At 62.0% G+C, this 15,447-nt stretch carries 13 protein-coding genes; 5 read left to right on the plus strand and 8 right to left on the minus strand.

Annotated features, from left to right (window positions below; all coding sequences use genetic code 11):
* The first annotated feature begins 2 nt into the window (after nucleotides 1–2).
* Genes CFI11_RS24450 through CFI11_RS12225 form a run of 4 tightly spaced genes read left to right on the plus strand, consistent with a single transcriptional unit; the run spans nucleotide 3 to nucleotide 4,839 of the window.
* Nucleotides 3–950: a hypothetical protein gene (locus CFI11_RS24450; protein ID WP_174843502.1), complete on the plus strand. Its 948-nt coding sequence runs from the start codon at nucleotides 3–5 to the stop codon at nucleotides 948–950.
* Nucleotides 947–2,623: a hypothetical protein gene (locus CFI11_RS12215; RefSeq protein ID WP_174843503.1), complete on the plus strand. Its 1,677-nt coding sequence runs from the start codon at nucleotides 947–949 to the stop codon at nucleotides 2,621–2,623. The genes CFI11_RS24450 and CFI11_RS12215 overlap by 4 nt, the downstream gene beginning before the upstream one ends.
* Nucleotides 2,624–3,487, plus strand: coding sequence for a glycosyltransferase (locus CFI11_RS12220; protein WP_254448908.1), 864 nt, complete (start codon nucleotides 2,624–2,626; stop codon nucleotides 3,485–3,487). It abuts the gene before it with no gap.
* Nucleotides 3,484–4,839 (plus strand): oligosaccharide flippase family protein, encoded by a 1,356-nt coding sequence (locus CFI11_RS12225; RefSeq protein WP_254448909.1) that lies wholly within the window; start codon nucleotides 3,484–3,486, stop codon nucleotides 4,837–4,839. Before CFI11_RS12220 ends, CFI11_RS12225 begins: the two co-directional genes overlap by 4 nt.
* Before the next feature lie 3 nt (nucleotides 4,840–4,842).
* Here the strand turns inward: CFI11_RS12225 and CFI11_RS12230 are convergent, their stop codons facing one another.
* The 5 genes from CFI11_RS12230 to CFI11_RS12250 form a co-directional block, all read right to left on the minus strand.
* Nucleotides 4,843–6,096 carry a DUF874 domain-containing protein gene (locus CFI11_RS12230; RefSeq protein WP_130406310.1) on the minus strand — a complete coding sequence of 418 codons (1,254 nt, stop codon included), beginning with the start codon at nucleotides 6,094–6,096 and terminating at the stop codon, nucleotides 4,843–4,845.
* Nucleotides 6,097–6,217: 121 nt separating this feature from the next.
* Nucleotides 6,218–7,210, minus strand: a complete 993-nt coding sequence (locus CFI11_RS12235; protein ID WP_130406312.1) for a CpsD/CapB family tyrosine-protein kinase — start codon at nucleotides 7,208–7,210, stop codon at nucleotides 6,218–6,220.
* 126 nt (nucleotides 7,211–7,336) lie between these two features.
* Nucleotides 7,337–8,071 carry a sugar transferase gene (locus CFI11_RS12240; protein WP_130406314.1) on the minus strand — a complete coding sequence of 245 codons (735 nt, stop codon included), beginning with the start codon at nucleotides 8,069–8,071 and terminating at the stop codon, nucleotides 7,337–7,339.
* A gap of 486 nt (nucleotides 8,072–8,557) precedes the next feature.
* A complete protein-coding gene (locus CFI11_RS12245) occupies nucleotides 8,558–10,414 on the minus strand; it encodes a TRAP transporter fused permease subunit (protein ID WP_130406316.1) in 1,857 nt (618 codons plus the stop codon).
* A 17-nt stretch (nucleotides 10,415–10,431) separates the two neighbouring features.
* Nucleotides 10,432–11,379, minus strand: a complete 948-nt coding sequence (locus CFI11_RS12250; protein WP_165390248.1) for a TAXI family TRAP transporter solute-binding subunit — start codon at nucleotides 11,377–11,379, stop codon at nucleotides 10,432–10,434.
* 166 nt (nucleotides 11,380–11,545) lie between these two features.
* On the opposite strand from CFI11_RS12250, the gene CFI11_RS12255 reads away from it, so the two are divergent.
* Nucleotides 11,546–12,757 carry an NAD(P)/FAD-dependent oxidoreductase gene (locus CFI11_RS12255; protein ID WP_130406320.1) on the plus strand — a complete coding sequence of 404 codons (1,212 nt, stop codon included), beginning with the start codon at nucleotides 11,546–11,548 and terminating at the stop codon, nucleotides 12,755–12,757.
* 17 nt (nucleotides 12,758–12,774) lie between these two features.
* Here CFI11_RS12255 and CFI11_RS12260 read toward each other — a convergent pair whose 3' ends face one another.
* The 3 genes from CFI11_RS12260 to CFI11_RS12270 form a co-directional block, all read right to left on the minus strand.
* Complete coding sequence (locus CFI11_RS12260) at nucleotides 12,775–13,560, minus strand: SDR family NAD(P)-dependent oxidoreductase (protein WP_130406322.1); 786 nt, start codon at nucleotides 13,558–13,560, stop codon at nucleotides 12,775–12,777.
* Nucleotides 13,560–14,303, minus strand: coding sequence for an arylmalonate decarboxylase (locus CFI11_RS12265; protein ID WP_130406324.1), 744 nt, complete (start codon nucleotides 14,301–14,303; stop codon nucleotides 13,560–13,562). Before CFI11_RS12265 ends, CFI11_RS12260 begins: the two co-directional genes overlap by 1 nt.
* Nucleotides 14,304–14,389: 86 nt before the next feature.
* Nucleotides 14,390–15,442 carry an ABC transporter permease gene (locus CFI11_RS12270; RefSeq protein ID WP_130406326.1) on the minus strand — a complete coding sequence of 351 codons (1,053 nt, stop codon included), beginning with the start codon at nucleotides 15,440–15,442 and terminating at the stop codon, nucleotides 14,390–14,392.
* Nucleotides 15,443–15,447: the final 5 nt, after the last annotated feature.

Consider the following 15,447-nt stretch of genomic DNA (forward strand, 5'->3'; position numbering starts at 1 on the left):
CGATGATCCGGCTGGCCCTCGTTCTTGTTGCAATCGGTCTGATCGGCGGTGTGGCCTATTGGGTCTGGGGAAAGCCGCGCGGGCCGGACGACGACACCATCGCACGCGCCTATGGCACGCCGCTTGCCGCGCCGGAGGGGCCGCTGCGGGTGTTCCATCTGGGCCACAGCCTGGTCGGGCGCGACATGCCGGCAATGCTGGCCCAGCTTTCAGGGTCCGGGCACGGATACGAAAGCCAGTTGGGATGGGGCAGCCCGCTCAAACAGCATTGGGACCCGGATATTCCCGTGAACGGCTTTGACGTCGAAAACGCGCATGACCGCTATCGCGATGCCCGCGAAGCGGTTGGGTCAGGCGACTACGATGCGGTCATTCTGACAGAGATGGTCGAGATCCGCGATGCGATCCGCTATTTCGACAGCGCGGAATACCTGCACCGCTGGGCGCAGCTTGCACGGGATGCCGCCCCCGGCACACGCGTCTATCTTTATGAAACCTGGCATGAGCTGACCGACCCCGAAGGATGGCTCAACCGGCTGGATCTGGATCTGAAACGCTATTGGGAAGGCAAGCTTCTCTTCGCCGATTTGGGTCGGGCCGGGCCGGATCGGCCCATCTACGTCATTCCGGCAGGTCAGGTTTTCGCACGCTTCGTGCGCAGGATCGAAGAGCGCGGCGGCGTGGGAAATATCAAAACCCGCGAGGACCTTTTCGCCCGCACGCCCGAGGGCGAGCTGGATCCGATCCATATTAACGATCTTGGCGCATATCTCGTGGCGCTGACCCATTATGCGGTTCTCTACCACCGCTCGCCCATTGGTCTTCCGCATCAGTTGAGGCGTGCCGATGGCACCCCGGCCAATGCGCCCGAGGCCGAAACGGCGCTGCTGATGCAACGTATTGTCTGGGATGTGGTCAGGACCTATCCAAAGACCGGAGTGGCACCATGAAAATGCGTCTCTTGGCAGCGCTTTTTGCCAGCCTGATCGGGCTGGCCGCGCAGGCCCGTGATCACGCGCCGATGGCCATCGGTCTTTCGACCGTGGCCGACTGGAGCACACAGGCCCCTTTTCTGGATCACATGAAATCCGCCCGCCCCTGGATCGGCCATGTCGCGGGCCAATGGGGCGGAAGCGATCATGCCGCGCTGGCCGCCGGAGGGCATCTTGACAGCGACGGCTGGCCCCTCCGCATTCCGCGGGAGCTGGGGTCCATCGGAACGCTGATCCTGACCGACCTGCCAAGCGAGGCGACCGCGTTCGAGGGACGCTATCTGCTTCGCTTCGAAGGCAACGGTATCGTGGAAGTGACCGGACGGGCCGCCAATGTGCGGTATGGGCGGAACCGGGTCGCATTTGACTTCACGCCGGGCGACGGCCCGGTCGAGATCCGCATCCAGCGCACGGACCGGGCGCGCCAGAACGATCACGTGCGCAACATCACCGTGGTGCGTGAGGATCAGGTTGATGCGTTCGATCAGGGCGCTGTGTTCAATCCCGAATGGCTGTCCCGGCTGGAGCCGTTCGGAGCCATGCGGTTCATGGACTGGATGGACACCAACAATTCCCAACAGGAGACATGGGCAGATCGCCCGAAGCCACAGGACTATACCTGGGCCAGAACCGGCGTGCCGGCGGAAATCCTGGTTGAGCTGGCAAACGAGGCCGATGTCGATGCCTGGTTCAACATGCCGCATCGCGCTGATGACGCCTATATCCGGGCCTTCGCCGCGCTGGTGCGCGATGCGTTGGAGCCTGGGCGGACGGCCTATGTGGAATACTCCAACGAGGTCTGGAACTGGCAGTTCGAACAGACCCGCTGGGCCGATGCGCAGGCCAATGCGCTTTGGCAAGCCAAGGATGCCGGGATGCAATTTTACGGGATGCGCGCCGCGCAGGTCGCGCAGATCTGGAGCGACGTTTTCGGAGCGGAGGCCGATACGCGCCTCGTCAATGTCATTTCCAGCCAGACCGGCTGGCCGGGGTTGGAGGAGCTGGCCTTCACCGCGCCACTTTGGGTCGATCAGCCAAAGGCACCGGTGGCGTATTTCGACGCCTATGCGATCACCGGCTATTTCGGTGGCATCCTGGGAACCGACGAACGGGCTCCGATGGTGCGGGGCTGGATCGAGGACAGTCGCCAGGCAGCCGCGGCCCGGGCCACCGCCGAAGGGTTGGAAGGCGCGGACCGGCAAGCCTTTCTTGACCGGCACGCCTTTGATCAGGCCTTTGGCCTGGCGGGTGCGGAGTTGATGAACGGGGAAGTGACAGGCAATGTGTCGGACACGGTCAGCGACCTGATCGCGACCACATGGCCCTATCACGCGAAGGTCGCCGCGGCGCAGGATCTGGATCTCATCATGTATGAAGGCGGCACCCATGTCGTGGGCCTGGGCGCTTTGGTGGATGATCCGGCGCTGACGCCCTTCTTTACGGCCTTCAACTACAGCGCGGAGATGGGCGCGCTTTACCAGCGTCTTCTGGACGGCTGGGACGAGATCGGCGGGCAGATGTTCACCGCCTATGTCGATGTCTATGCGCCGACGAAATGGGGCAGTTGGGGCGGTTTGCGCCACCTGGAGGACCGCAATCCCCGCTGGGATGCCCTGGTCGGGGCGGAGTAGATGCAAATGCAGATGCAGCCTGACCCGTTGCGGGCGCAGTCCACAACCCGGGCAAGCGTCATCCTGCCCGCCCATGACGAGGCCGACTATATCGGGTCCTGTCTTGAGGCCTTGCTGGCCTCGCGGCACGTCAGACTTGACGTGATTGTCGTGGCCAATGCCTGCAGCGACGCAACGGCCAAAATCGCGCGCAGCTTTTCAGATATCGGGCAAAACAAGGTCACGGTGATCGAAACCGAAGAAGCCGGCAAGCTGAACGCCCTCAACCTGGGCGATGCAGAGGCAGAGCATGCTTTGCGCATTTATCTTGATGCCGATGTCATCGTCAGCCCGGACCTTGTCGCGCAACTTTGCGCAGCGCTGCGGGTCGACGGCCCGCGCTATGCGAGTGGAACGCCGCGTATTTCTGCTGCGCAAAGCTGGGTCACGCGGAGATATGCCGGGTTCTGGACGACCTTGCCCTTTGTCACGGAGGGTGTTCCGGGGTTCGGGATATTCGCCATGAACCGCGAGATGCGGCAGCGTTGGGGGCATTGGCCCGACATTATCTCGGACGACACATTCGCCCGTCTGCAGGCCTTGCCAGAGGAGCGGGTGCGCGTGCGCGCCACCTATAGCTGGCCGATGATCGAAGGGTTCCGGTCGCTCGTTCGGGTCCGCCGGCGGCAAAATGCGGGTGTGGAGCAGATTGCGCGAACCTATCCGGCGCTCGTGGCCCATGATGATACGCCCGCCCCGTCCGCCACGGGGCTGATCGGACGGCTGGTCCGGGATCCGTTGGGATTTGCGGTCTACGCAACCGTCGCCCTTGCGGTAAAATCACCGCTTTTCCGGACCTCGGATCGTTGGGCCCGCGGACGATGAGCCGTACGGCCATGTTTCAGGGGACCGGGCTGATGGCCCGTGTGCTGCGCAGCGCATCGTGGCTGATCATTGGCTATGGCACGTCACAGGCCCTGCGCCTGGCATCGAACCTGATCCTCACACGGCTCCTGTTTCCCGAGGCGTTCGGGCTGATGGCGTTGATCATGGTGGTCACCGTCGGTTTGACCCTTTTTTCGGATGTGGGGATCGGGCCGGCCATCTCTCAGAACAAGCGTGGCGATGATCCTGATTTCCTGAACACGGCCTGGACCATTCAGGTCGTACGGGGCTTTGCGCTTTGGGGCTTTGCCGCCCTGCTCGCCTGGCCCGTTTCGATCTTTTACGAGGAGCCGCAGCTGGCGCTTTACCTGCCTATCGCGGGCATTTCGCTGGCTATTGCGGGCTTTAATCCCACACGGATCGAAACCGCACATCGTCATCTGGCCGTCGGCAGGCTCACGGCGCTCGATCTGCTGAGCCAGGTAATCGGAATTGCCGCGATGGTCGTGCTGGCGTGGCTGATGCAATCGGTTGCGGCGCTTGTGATTGGCGGCGTCCTGCAGGCGGCGGCCAAGCTGGTCTTGACCCACCTGTTCCTGCCCGGCCCGTCGAACCGGTTCCGTTGGGAGCGCACAGCCGCGCGGGAGTTGATCCGGTTTGGAAAGTGGATATTCCTCAGCACCGCCTTTTGGTTCGTTAGTTCTCAAGGGGACAAGGCGATCCTGGGCAAGTTCCTGTCGCTAGAGACGTTGGGCATCTACAATATCGGCTATTTTCTGGCCAGCTTTCCTTTGCTGCTGGGCCATGCGGTCACCCAGAAGGTGCTGATCCCCATCTACCGCGAGAAGCCGCCCTCGGCCTCGTCGGAAAATGCCGCGAAGCTGCGCAAGATGCGATATGCGCTGACCACGGGCGTTCTGAGCCTTTTGATCGTGATGGCCTTTGCCGGTCCGTGGCTTGTCGAGGTTCTCTATGACGACCGGTACGTGCAGGCCGGCGCCATGATCGTCGTTTTGTGCCTGGCGCTCGTCCCACAGGTGATTGGCATGTCCTATGATCAGGCGGCCCTTGCCGCGGGCGATTCCCGCCGCTTCTTTGTCTTTTCAGGAAGCCGTGCCGTCATTCAGGTGGGCCTGCTTCTTCTTGGGATCTCAACGTTCGGCCTGCTTGGTGCCTTGATTGCGCTAGGTGTGTCCATGGCCCTGGTCCACCCGGTTCTGATCTGGCTGGCGCGCCATCATGGCGCCTGGGACGGCGCGCATGATGCCATCTTTGCGGTGATTGCCATGCTCTTCGGATCAGCCGCTCTTTGGATGCATTGGGACAGCGTGAATGCGCTTGGCGCTCTCTAGCGGCTAACTGCGACGGCGGCGGCGTGCAAAAAAGCTGCTTCGTTTTTTGCGCGAGGTGTCGAGATACGGGACCGAAACAACGGGCAGAAGCCCGGTTTCCCGTTTCATCTGTGCTGCCGTGCGGATCACCGGTTTACGCAGATCCAGAAGGAAGGCGATGACGAACGCAACGACAACGCTCGCAAAGGCGCCGATCAGGGCGCTTCTCTTGCGGCTTGGCGTGATGGGATAGTCCGGCAGGGCCGCCGGTTCGATCACGTTCAGCGTCTCGGCCTGCCGCTGCTGTTCCAGGCGGAACCCGACCTCCGCTTCGGTGCGTCGGGTGGAAATGACATCAAGCTGGTTCTGCAACTGCTCGAGGTCCCGGTCGAAATCGGCCAGTTGCCGTTCGATCTCGGGCGAGGTTTCCATGGCGGCTGTCAGTTCGCGCACCTTCTGCGCCAACAGGATCCGCTGCTCATCCAGGCTGGCCAATTGCGCATTGAAGGCCGCAACCTGGCGATCCACGGTGCTTTGACGCGCGTTGCGGTCCACCTGGTCCAATTGACGCTGGATCGAGATCTTCTCGCGGTCAATCTCGAGGATCGCCTCGTTTATGGTCGCAACCTCCGTCTGACGAAGTTCGAGCGTGCCGGGAATGTAGAGTTCGTTGCTGTTGCGAAACTCGGTGATTTCGTCTTCCAGCGCTGCGATGTCGTCGATCAGGTTCTGCTCCTGCCGCAGAAAGAACGCCAGGGTGGCCTGGGCCTGGTCGATGCGGGATTGCACGCTCAACGCGATGGTACGTTGCGCGAATTCCGACGCGATGGCCTGGGCGTCTTCCGGTGTGCCCATTTCAGCGGTGATCGTCAGAACCGAGATCGTGCCGTCATCGGTGAACCCTTCGCGCGCGGCGGCCACCCCTTCGATCCGGACGGCCTCACGCAGCAACACCACCTTTTCGCCCACGGTCAGATCGGGCTGGTCGGCAAAGAGGTTATAGGTCTCGATCACTTCAAGGATTGTCCCCCGCGTCATCAATTGCTGCTGGATAAGCTGCAACCGGCGCGCTGAAGAGCCAGCGACCGTCGATGGGGCCAGTTCGTTGGCGATCTGCGGACGCGCGATCTGGATCACTTCGGAGGATTGATACCGATGCTCTTGCGACCAGGCACTGTAAAGCGATGCGATACATCCCAGAAGTGTCACAAAGACAATCAGCCCGATGCGACGGCGCACCAGGTCCAGAAAATCATCCAGCGAATAGATTGGCCCCATTTGGCGGCTCCCCGAGCGCGTTCTGGCGCTGTGTCTGCTCTGCGCGTGCCGTCAACGTGACGACGCCCGGCAGTTTAACTATAACAACCGGGCGAAACTATGACAAAGCGGTGGGATGCGGTTAAGCGTCGTAGCGTTCGATGCTGGATGCGCGGGCGCGGTTCAGGATGACGCCCAGAAGCTGGGTCTGCCCTTCCAGGATCCGTTCGCATTCGGCCAAATGCTTGGCGGTTGTCTGCTCTCCGTCGGAGACGAGGAGAACACCGTCGACATGCGGCAGGAACGCGGCGAGGTCATCATGTGCCAGAACCGCCGGCATATCGTAAAGCACGACATCCGGCCGGAGGGAGGCGATCATATCGCCCAAGAGATCCCCGGTCGCCGGGTCGTGCAGGATTTCTGCGGCATCTTCGGACGGGGCACCGTTCAGACCAAGGGCCAGCGTCTCGGTGGCGCGGATCAGATGATCCTCCATCGCCACCTCACCCGACAAGAATTGGTGCATCGGACCTGACGTGCCGATATCCAGCGCTTTTGCAACGCCGGGCGCCCGTTGGTTGAGATCCATCAAAACGGTCCGGCTGGCCGGAACACGCGACAGGCTGAGTGCGAGGTTGACGGCCGTGAACGTCGCGCCGCAGCCCGGTGTCGGGGATGCGATGGCGATGCGGTTCCAACCATTTGCCTTCAACGTCTGCATCAGACGGGTGCGCAGCAGATCGAAGGATTTCGCGACGGCGCTGTCGCGATGCAGGCTTACGAGCGGCAGATCCGACAGGACCTGTCCGCGCAATCCGCCGGTCATCAGCGGCAAGCCGTCCCATTCCGCGTTCAGCGGATCCACGACCTGACGCGCCAGCGACGGCGCGCCGATCCCGTGGCCGAAGATGGACATCGACCGGCGCTGGCGCACGGGCTGCTGAGCCGGCTGTGGCGCGCGCACGGGGATCTCTCCGGTCTCGGCCAGAACACTCTCGGCATCTCCGTTAACCAGCTGGGATCTGGGAGATGGCTTATTGCGCTGGTGCTTCATCCGGCGCATGGCAAGAAAATCGTCATTATGCAGTGTCTTATCGGCATCCGTGAATGCACTCAGCCCGTAACTGTCCTTCATAACACCGTTACCTTTTACACATGATCACATTCACTTATTGGTCCTGTGCGCGTTACCATTTGATGAACCGAATGTCGGTTCCCGCGCCCGAAGTCCCTAGAAAATGATCACCACTGCCCCCCAGTCTCAGTACCCCGTCCGGCGCAACACCACGCCGACCGTCTTGAACAAAATGCCCACGTCCTTGGCCAGCGACAGGCTGAGGAAGTAGCGTGCGTCGACCGTTGCCCGGTAGTCGAAGCGGTTCTCATTCCGCGCCGAGACCTGCCAGATACCCGTGATACCAGGCTTCATGGCAAAGTAAGGCCGCGCATCGCCGTAAAGCGAAAGCTGATCCGGCATCATCGGCCGCGGACCGACCAGGCTCATATCGCCCATCAGCACGTTCCAAAGCTGCGGCAACTCATCCAGCGATGTGGCGCGCAGGAAACGACCGGTCATCGTCACGCGCGGGTCGTTCTTCAGCTTTTGAGTTGCGTCCCATTCCGCGCGCATGTCCGGATTTTCGGCCAGATAAGCTTCGAGCCGACGATCGGCATCGACAACCATGGTGCGCAGTTTCAGGATCGAGAAGGTTTCACCATTTTCGCCAAGACGATCTTGGCGGTAAAACGGACGCCCCTCCTGCACCCAGAGGATCAGCGCGCAGCCAAGGATGACGGGCAAAGACAGAGGAAGCGTGAGCAGGACAAGCAGGATGTCCAGCGCACGCTTTCCCCATTGGCGATACGGCCCACGCGGGGACAGCTCGGCCCGCGCCGGGCTGGATCCCGCGAACGTACCAGCGGACAGAATACCGGACGCTGGCACGAAAGTGCCCAAAAGAGCGACCTCACGGTCGTCATAAAGGTAGTCCTTCATCATTGCCCCCCACAGCAATCAATCAGGCGCTCTTGACTCAAATTTTAAGTTTGAGCGCGCCGGGCCAGTCCTCGTTACCAATCCGGCGGGTCATCCACTCCGCCGGACACTCACTCTTCAACGGCGTAAACCGAACCCCTTCCAATGGTCGGTTTGCCGGCGCTGCGTGGGCATCACAAACTCGCCACACTTCAGCCACTTCCAAGTTTAGCAGTCGTTTATTCAAATTTGGCTTTTTTCGAGGAAACAGAATGTTTCCGAACCAAACTGTATTTGTCTTCGACTTCAGGGCGCCGAACCGGAACCAGTTGAAAGGCAGCTGTTTTATTGTTCCGGATTGGGCGCCAATCCGCCGCAGTAAGAGAGGATAGGCAGCAAATTGCTTAAAAACGCAAGCATTAACTTCACACCCGGGCCTGCAAAAAATTGTCACAGTTCTGCCGTTTGAGGCGAATCGTTTTACCAGAATTTGGCCATCTCAGCGCCTCATTCGGGCAGGCGAACGGTATTTTGGCGGCGCATGAAAACGACGATGGATACAAGGATTGCGCCCACCAACTTGATGACAAGCGCGAAGTCCGCACCATCTGGCCAAATCATGGCAATTCCTCCGGCGGCGATGATGACACGTTGCACCACCGAAAGCCGGGCCCCGAGAAAGCCCACAACGGCTGCGGTGATGGCAAAAACGCCGACCCCACAACTGATCACAGCGACGAGAATTTCCGCAGCGTCACCCGAAAGAAGCAAAGGCGGGGATGCAACAAAGAGGAATGGAACCACAAAAGCGGGCCATGCGATTCGGACCGCTTCGAACCCCGTGGCCATGGGCGGCGCCTTGGCCATGTTGGCCGCAACAAAGGCGGCGATGGCCACGGGCGGAGTGAGCATGGAGAGCATGCCGAAGTAAAGAACGAAGAGATGCGCGGCCATGGGATTGAGGCCCAGCTCGACGAGCGGCGGGGCCGCAAGCGTCGAAAGAAGCAGGTAAACACCCACGGTGGGCAGACCCATACCCATCAGGATGCAAACGCAGGCGGTGACGATCAGCAGCAGGATCAGGCTGCTTTGACCCAGCTGCACCAGGAAAAAGCCCATGCCGAACGACAGGCCGGACCGGGCGAACAATCCGATGATCATACCGGCGATCGCGCAGATCAGCACGATCTCCACCGCGGCGCGACCGGTGCGGATCAACACGTCGATAAGCGCGCGCGCCTCGATCCGCCCGCCTTCGTAAGTGCGGATGAGGGACAGAAGGAAGAGCGTGAGAACGGCATAGAGAGCCGCCGTTTCCGGACGCAGATTAAAGAGGAAGAGCCCACCCAAAAGGACCACAAAGGGCGCGATGACGAACCAGCCCCGCCTGAGAACAGGGCCCAGCCGGGGAATGCGCGCCTCATCAACCTGGGCGATGTTCAGGCGGCCCGCTTCGAGGTCGGCAAAGACAAAAAGGCTGAGATAGTAAAGGATCGACGGCACAAGGGCGGCCAGCATCACCTCGGAATAAGGGACCTGAAGGTTCTCGGCCAAAAGAAAGGCCGAGGCGCCCATGATCGGGGGCATGAGCTGCCCGCCGGTGGAGGCCGACGCCTCCAGAGCACCAGCGGTTTTGGGGCGGTAACCGCCGTCTTTCATCAAGGGGATGGTGATGGATCCGGTAGAGGCCACGTTCGACACCGCACTGCCCGAAACCGAGCCGAAAAGCGCGGAGCCGACGATGGCGATCTTGCCCGCCCCGCCCCGCGACCGGCCCGTGAGCGCGATGGAGAGGTCGGAAAAGAACGCCGATCCACCGCTCACGATCAGAAGCTGCGCGAGGATGAGGAATGGAACAACCACCGCGACGGCGATGTAGAGAGCGGCACCAGCCAGGGCCGCGCTGTCGAGGACGAGGAAAGTGGCCAACCGGTCCCAGCGGATCGCACGGCTTTGCAATGGGCCGGTGAGCTGGTCAGCAAACAGCGCATAAAAGGCGACTGTGCCCAGGATCACGATCAGCGCCCAGCCCATCGTGCGCCGGACCGCCTCTAGCAGCAGAACAAGCATGATGAGCGCGACGGTAAGCGCCTCGGTCGGGTGGTAAAAGACGTTCTCCGACAGCACGGGAAAGCGGATCACGAGGTAGAGGCCCAGAAGGACAGAAGCGAGTGCCGCAGTCCGGTCGAGCCAGAGAAGACGGGAGGGCCGCGTCAGAAAGGCAATCGCCATAGACGCGGCCAGCACCACGATCAGCACCTGTTCGGAATAGACCCGCACGCCCAGCCACAATGGCAGGCTCGACGACCAGAGGATGGCCGCCAAGGTGGACAGGATCGCGAGGGCGGGAACGATCAGGTGCATCAGCTTCGCCTTTTAGCTTACTGGTTCCAAATGCCTTTTTCTTCGTAGAACTGGATGGCGCCGGGGTGATATTCGACCCCCACATCCTTGGGCATCACATCCGTGGTGAAGCCCCGCCAGAACGGCCCATTGGCCACCAGATCGGCCTGCTGGTTATAAATCGCCTCGACCACCTTGTAGACCATGTCGTCGGGCGTAGAGGCGGCGGCGAAGAGCGTGTAGTCATAGACCGCAATATTGGTGGGCCCCATGATGCCGGGAATGCCGCTATCGGCATCCAGCGTTTGCAGATAGCTCTGCGGCAGGTATTCCTGCATCGCCGCCAACGCTTCGGGAGAATCGTTGAACGACAGGTACTTGATGCCCATCGTGGCGTCGAATTCCCGGCTGTTGGCCGCGCCCACGACGACGATGGTCACATCTGTGGACCCTTCGGAAAAGCTGTTCCACATGCGGGGAAAGTTGGGCACCTGCACGCCGTTCACATCGTCGAGCGTCATGCCTTCGGTCGCCAAATACGCCTTGCTGACGAAATCGCCCAAGGCGCCCTCGGCAAAGACCGGGGCGCGCTTGCCCTTGAGATCCGACAGGCTTTCGATGCCGCTATCCTTCCGCACGATATATCCCGTGCGAAACGGCATCAGCGTGGCCACCATCTTGAGGTCCGGATTGGGCCGCCCTTCGGACATGCCGGTGCCGTTCACCGCATAGTAAAGCTGCACCACGTTCGAAATGCCAAACTCCAGCTCACCCGCATTCACCAGCGGCATGTAATCGGACGTGTTGGCCAGTTCCTGCGGTCGTAACTGCACTTCGGACGCTTCGGACACGGCAGCGGCCAAGGCACGCCCGATCTGGCTGGTTCCTCCCCGCGAGGTCGAGCCCAAGGCGGCGATCTCCGCCACCGCGCTTCCTGTCATCGCAACACCCGCGACGGCTGCGATCAGCATATGTTTCATCTTCATTTTACACTCCATTTCGTTGCATGCCGGGACCCTTTTTTTGTGTGTCGCGCAGGGCGTCCCGCCACCCGAAAACGCGTGTTTTTTCCTTCATTATCAGTATTTTACATCTTTTCTCAGCCCATCTTCGCGCTAGAATAGAAGGAGATCGCGCAAGAGGGTGAAAGATATGTCTGACGAGCAAACGGTTCTGATTGCAGGGATGGGCCCGGCGGGTCTGGTGGCCGGGCTGATCCTGACCCGCGCCGGCATTCCGGTGCGGATTTTCGAGGCCGAGGAAGTGCTGCCGACGGATCTGCGCGCCTCCACTTTTCATCCGCCGACCCTGGACATGCTGGCCGAACTTGGGGTGGCGGACCTGCTGGTCGCCGACGGGCTGAAGGCGCCGACCTACCAGTGGCGCGACCGGATGACGGGCGATGCCGCGACCTTCGATCTGGGCTGTCTGGAGGGGCAGACCGCCTACCCGTTCCGCCTGCAATGCGAACAGTTCAAGCTGACCCGCGTGGCGGCGCAGATGTTGGAGGCCGAACCGCTGGCCACGCTCCAGTTCGGCTGGGCGGCTTCCACCGTCACACAGGACGAGGGTGGCGTCACACTGACCCTCTCGGCCAAGGATGGCACGACGCGCACCGAACGCGGCGCCTATCTCATTGGCGCCGATGGCGCCTCCAGCGCGGTGCGGCGCGCGCTCGATATCCCGTTCGAAGGCTTCACCTATGCCGAGCAATGGGTGGTCGCCTCCACCCCCGTTGATTTCGCCGAGACGATCCCCAACCTCGCCCCAGTCACCTATACGGCGGATGCAGAGGAATGGTTCGTTCTGCTGCGCACCAAGGATCTCTGGCGCGTGCTGATCCCCGTGGCCGAGGATGCCGACGCCGAAGAGGTCATGTCCGACGCATTTATCGAGGCCAAGCTGCAGGGCATCGCCCCGCATGACGGCCCCTACCCGATCGCGCACCGCACCATCTACCGCGTGCATCAGCGCGTGGCCGAAACCTACCGGGTGGGCCGCGCGGCCATCGCCGGCGATGCGGCGCACATCAACAACCCCCTGGGCGGGATGGGCATGAATGGCGGCATCCACGACGCGGTGAACCTGGCGCACAAGCTGGTGCGGGTGATCCAGGACGGTGCCGACGCGGATGCGATGCTCGACCACTATTCCAAGCAGCGCCGGGCGATTGCCGAAGAATACGTGCTGACCCACACGCACCAGAACAAGCAAGTGATCGAGGAGAAGGACCCTGACAAACGCGCCGCCCATCTGGCGCGGATGAAGGAGGTCGCAGCCACCCCCGACGCGCTGCTGGCCTATGTGCGCAAGGGCGCGATGCTCGACGCGGTCGAGAAGTCGATGGCGGTGGACCCTGCCTGATATGCCGGTGGCGCGTGTCATAGGATCAGGGGCGGGTCGCCGATATCTTCCCGCGCGGCAGAGATGTCGCGCGGATCCCACCGGGACCCCACGAACCGCGCCGCCGTGATCCCGTCGGCTGCGTCGGAGACCAGCCAGAGCAACGCCTCGTTCATCACATCGACCGGCAACAGGTTCAGATAGGCCCCGCTGCGGCCCTCGGGGATGAAGTCGGTATCCGTCGCCCCACCCGGCAGCAGGATGTTGCAGGTCACGCCCGTCCCCTCCAGATCCTGCGCAAAGATCCGGGTCATTGCGTCCAAAGCCGCCTTGGTCGGCCCGTAAGGCGCAAAGCCCTGCCGCACCATCGTCACCCGGCTGGTGGAAATCCCGATGATCCGCCCCCAGCCCTGTGCGATCATATGCAGGGCCGCCGCCCGCGCCATCAGGAAGGGGCCGTTCACGTTCGACTGCACGATCTCGGCCCAGGCCTCCGGGGCCGTCTCCCAGAATTTCGGAGGGGTCTGGTGAAACGTTTCCGACACTTCCCTTGGCCCGCGTCCGGCATTGTTGATCAGCACGTCGAGCCGCCCGAACCGCTCCAGCGTCTTGGCAACGGCCCGCTCTGCATCCTCCGCGCGCCCGGCATCGGCCAGAACCGGCAGGACCCGGCCCGCCTGCCCCAGCCGCTCGGCCGCTTCCTGCAACTGCGCCCGGTCCCGCGCGCCTGTAATCGTCACCCGGTATCCCGCGCCCAGCAAAGCCTCGGCAAAGCTGAGCCCGATCCCGCGACTGCCGCCGGTTATGAGGGCGACACGCTCCATCAGTGATCCTTGAAAAGCCAGCCGTGGCCGTCGAATTGATCGTCAATCCCCATGGCCCTCAGCGCGTGCCAATAGGTGGCGGAGTTAATCGTGATCACCGGCTTGCCCAGCTCCGCCTCCACCTCACGACCCAGGGCGACCATCGACAGGTTGGTGCCCACCTGTACCCAGGCGTCGATACTGTCATCGTCCAGCGCCCGCAGATGCCCACCCAGCGTCTCCGGCTGCACCTGCGCAATAGCCACGGGGCTGTCGCAGCGCAGACCGTGGAACTTCCGCACCTCGAACCCGCAATCCTGGAAGAACCGGGTCACCTCCCGGTCCGACACCGGCTGATAGGGCGAGATCACCGCGATCCTTTTCGCCCCTGTGAGGTTCAGCGCCGCCTCGCAAGCAAAGGAGCCTGCCGAGACACGCACGCCCGCAAAATCCGCCAGTTCTTCCATCCGCCGCTCGGATGCCGCGCGCCCGTCCCAGAACATCAGGGCCGACATGCCCATGATCAGGTAATCCGGCGCGCAGGTCATGCACCGCTCTACCGCGTCGTTCAGCGTCGCGCCGATGGCCTCCACCAAAGCCACGAAATCATCGTCATTATGCACCGGCATATTCGGCACGTAGATGCGCCCGAAATGGTTGGTCACGCCTTCGGGCCGGAACGCCTCCATATCCGGCTGCACGATGGTGTTCGTGCTTGGTGCCACCACCGCAAACTTGCATCTCCACCCCAGCGCGTCCGGCATCTTACCCGTACCCCTTGCTTCTTTGGGTCAAAAATATCCCGGGGGAGGCCGCCTCTGGCGGACGGGGGCTGGCCCCCAAATGTCGCTTACCCATCCATCGGCCTCCGCCCCCGGATCAACTGGCTGATCGCCACCGCCACCACCAATCCGCCCCCGTAAAAGAGGTTCTGCACGAAGCTGTCGACGCCCAGAAAGTTCAGCCCCATGATCCCCGTCGAAAGAAAGTACACCGCCACAAACGCCCCAATCGCATTGAACCGACCCGGATAGATCGCCGTCGATCCCAGAAACGCCGCTGCAAAGGCCGGGAGTAGAAAGGCCAGCGCCGAGGACGGATCGGCCGCCCCACGCATGCCGGTGTAGAGCACACCCGCAAAGGCCGCGAGGACCGAGGATGCGATCAGCGCCCCCGCCCGCACCTTCACCACATTCACGCCCGAGAGCCGCGCCACTTCCCGCCCGCGTCCGACAAAGAGCATCCGACGGCCAAGGGCGGTGTGCTGGAATACGTACCAAAGCACGCCTGTCAGGATCAGCGCGTAGTAAAAGCCGATGGGAATACCCAGCACACGGGTCAGGATCACCGCGCGCACCAGATCCATCGACACGCCCGCGATGGTGCCGCTGTTGGACAGCCACAGGATCAGGCCCGAGATGAAATAGCCGGTACCCAAAGTCACGATCAGCGAAAAGACCCCGAAATAGAGAATGAAAAACGCATTCACCGCGCCGACCACGGCGCCGGCCATGAGCGCAATCAGAATGGCTCCGCCGATGGGATAGCCCATCTGCACGTTCAGCACCGCGATGATCATCGAACTCAGTCCCATCGTCGCAGCCACGCTCAGATCGAAATCCCCGGTGGTCAGCGGAATGATCAGCGCCAGCGTCAGCACCACGACCATCGCGTTCGAGCCGAGCATCGAGGCATAGGAATTCCACGCAAACATCTGGGCGGGTTTGAAAAACCCAAGGATCAGAATGATCGCGATCCATGCGAGGATCAGGCCATATCGTTCCAGCCAGCCTTTCCAGGTAAAGGTATCGGCCTCGACCGCTCGGGTTTCCACCGTGGCCTCGAGGCTCTGGATCTTGGCTTCAAGTGCTGCGATGCGGTCTTCGTAGGCGTCTGGCGTCATCTTGT

The organism is Thalassococcus sp. S3, assembly GCF_004216475.1.
GTDB lineage: Bacteria > Pseudomonadota > Alphaproteobacteria > Rhodobacterales > Rhodobacteraceae.

Coding starts and splice junctions, on each gene's coding strand:
- CFI11_RS24450 (WP_174843502.1), top strand. CDS start 3: ATGATCCGGCTGGCCCTCGTTCTTGTTGCAATCGGTCTGATCGGCGGT.
- CFI11_RS12215 (WP_174843503.1), top strand. CDS start 947: ATGAAAATGCGTCTCTTGGCAGCGCTTTTTGCCAGCCTGATCGGGCTG.
- CFI11_RS12220 (WP_254448908.1), top strand. CDS start 2,624: ATGCAAATGCAGATGCAGCCTGACCCGTTGCGGGCGCAGTCCACAACC.
- CFI11_RS12225 (WP_254448909.1), top strand. CDS start 3,484: ATGAGCCGTACGGCCATGTTTCAGGGGACCGGGCTGATGGCCCGTGTG.
- CFI11_RS12230 (WP_130406310.1), bottom strand. CDS start 6,096: ATGGGGCCAATCTATTCGCTGGATGATTTTCTGGACCTGGTGCGCCGT.
- CFI11_RS12235 (WP_130406312.1), bottom strand. CDS start 7,210: ATGAAGGACAGTTACGGGCTGAGTGCATTCACGGATGCCGATAAGACA.
- CFI11_RS12240 (WP_130406314.1), bottom strand. CDS start 8,071: ATGAAGGACTACCTTTATGACGACCGTGAGGTCGCTCTTTTGGGCACT.
- CFI11_RS12245 (WP_130406316.1), bottom strand. CDS start 10,414: ATGCACCTGATCGTTCCCGCCCTCGCGATCCTGTCCACCTTGGCGGCC.
- CFI11_RS12250 (WP_165390248.1), bottom strand. CDS start 11,379: ATGAAGATGAAACATATGCTGATCGCAGCCGTCGCGGGTGTTGCGATG.
- CFI11_RS12255 (WP_130406320.1), top strand. CDS start 11,546: ATGTCTGACGAGCAAACGGTTCTGATTGCAGGGATGGGCCCGGCGGGT.
- CFI11_RS12260 (WP_130406322.1), bottom strand. CDS start 13,560: ATGGAGCGTGTCGCCCTCATAACCGGCGGCAGTCGCGGGATCGGGCTC.
- CFI11_RS12265 (WP_130406324.1), bottom strand. CDS start 14,303: ATGCCGGACGCGCTGGGGTGGAGATGCAAGTTTGCGGTGGTGGCACCA.
- CFI11_RS12270 (WP_130406326.1), bottom strand. CDS start 15,442: ATGACGCCAGACGCCTACGAAGACCGCATCGCAGCACTTGAAGCCAAG.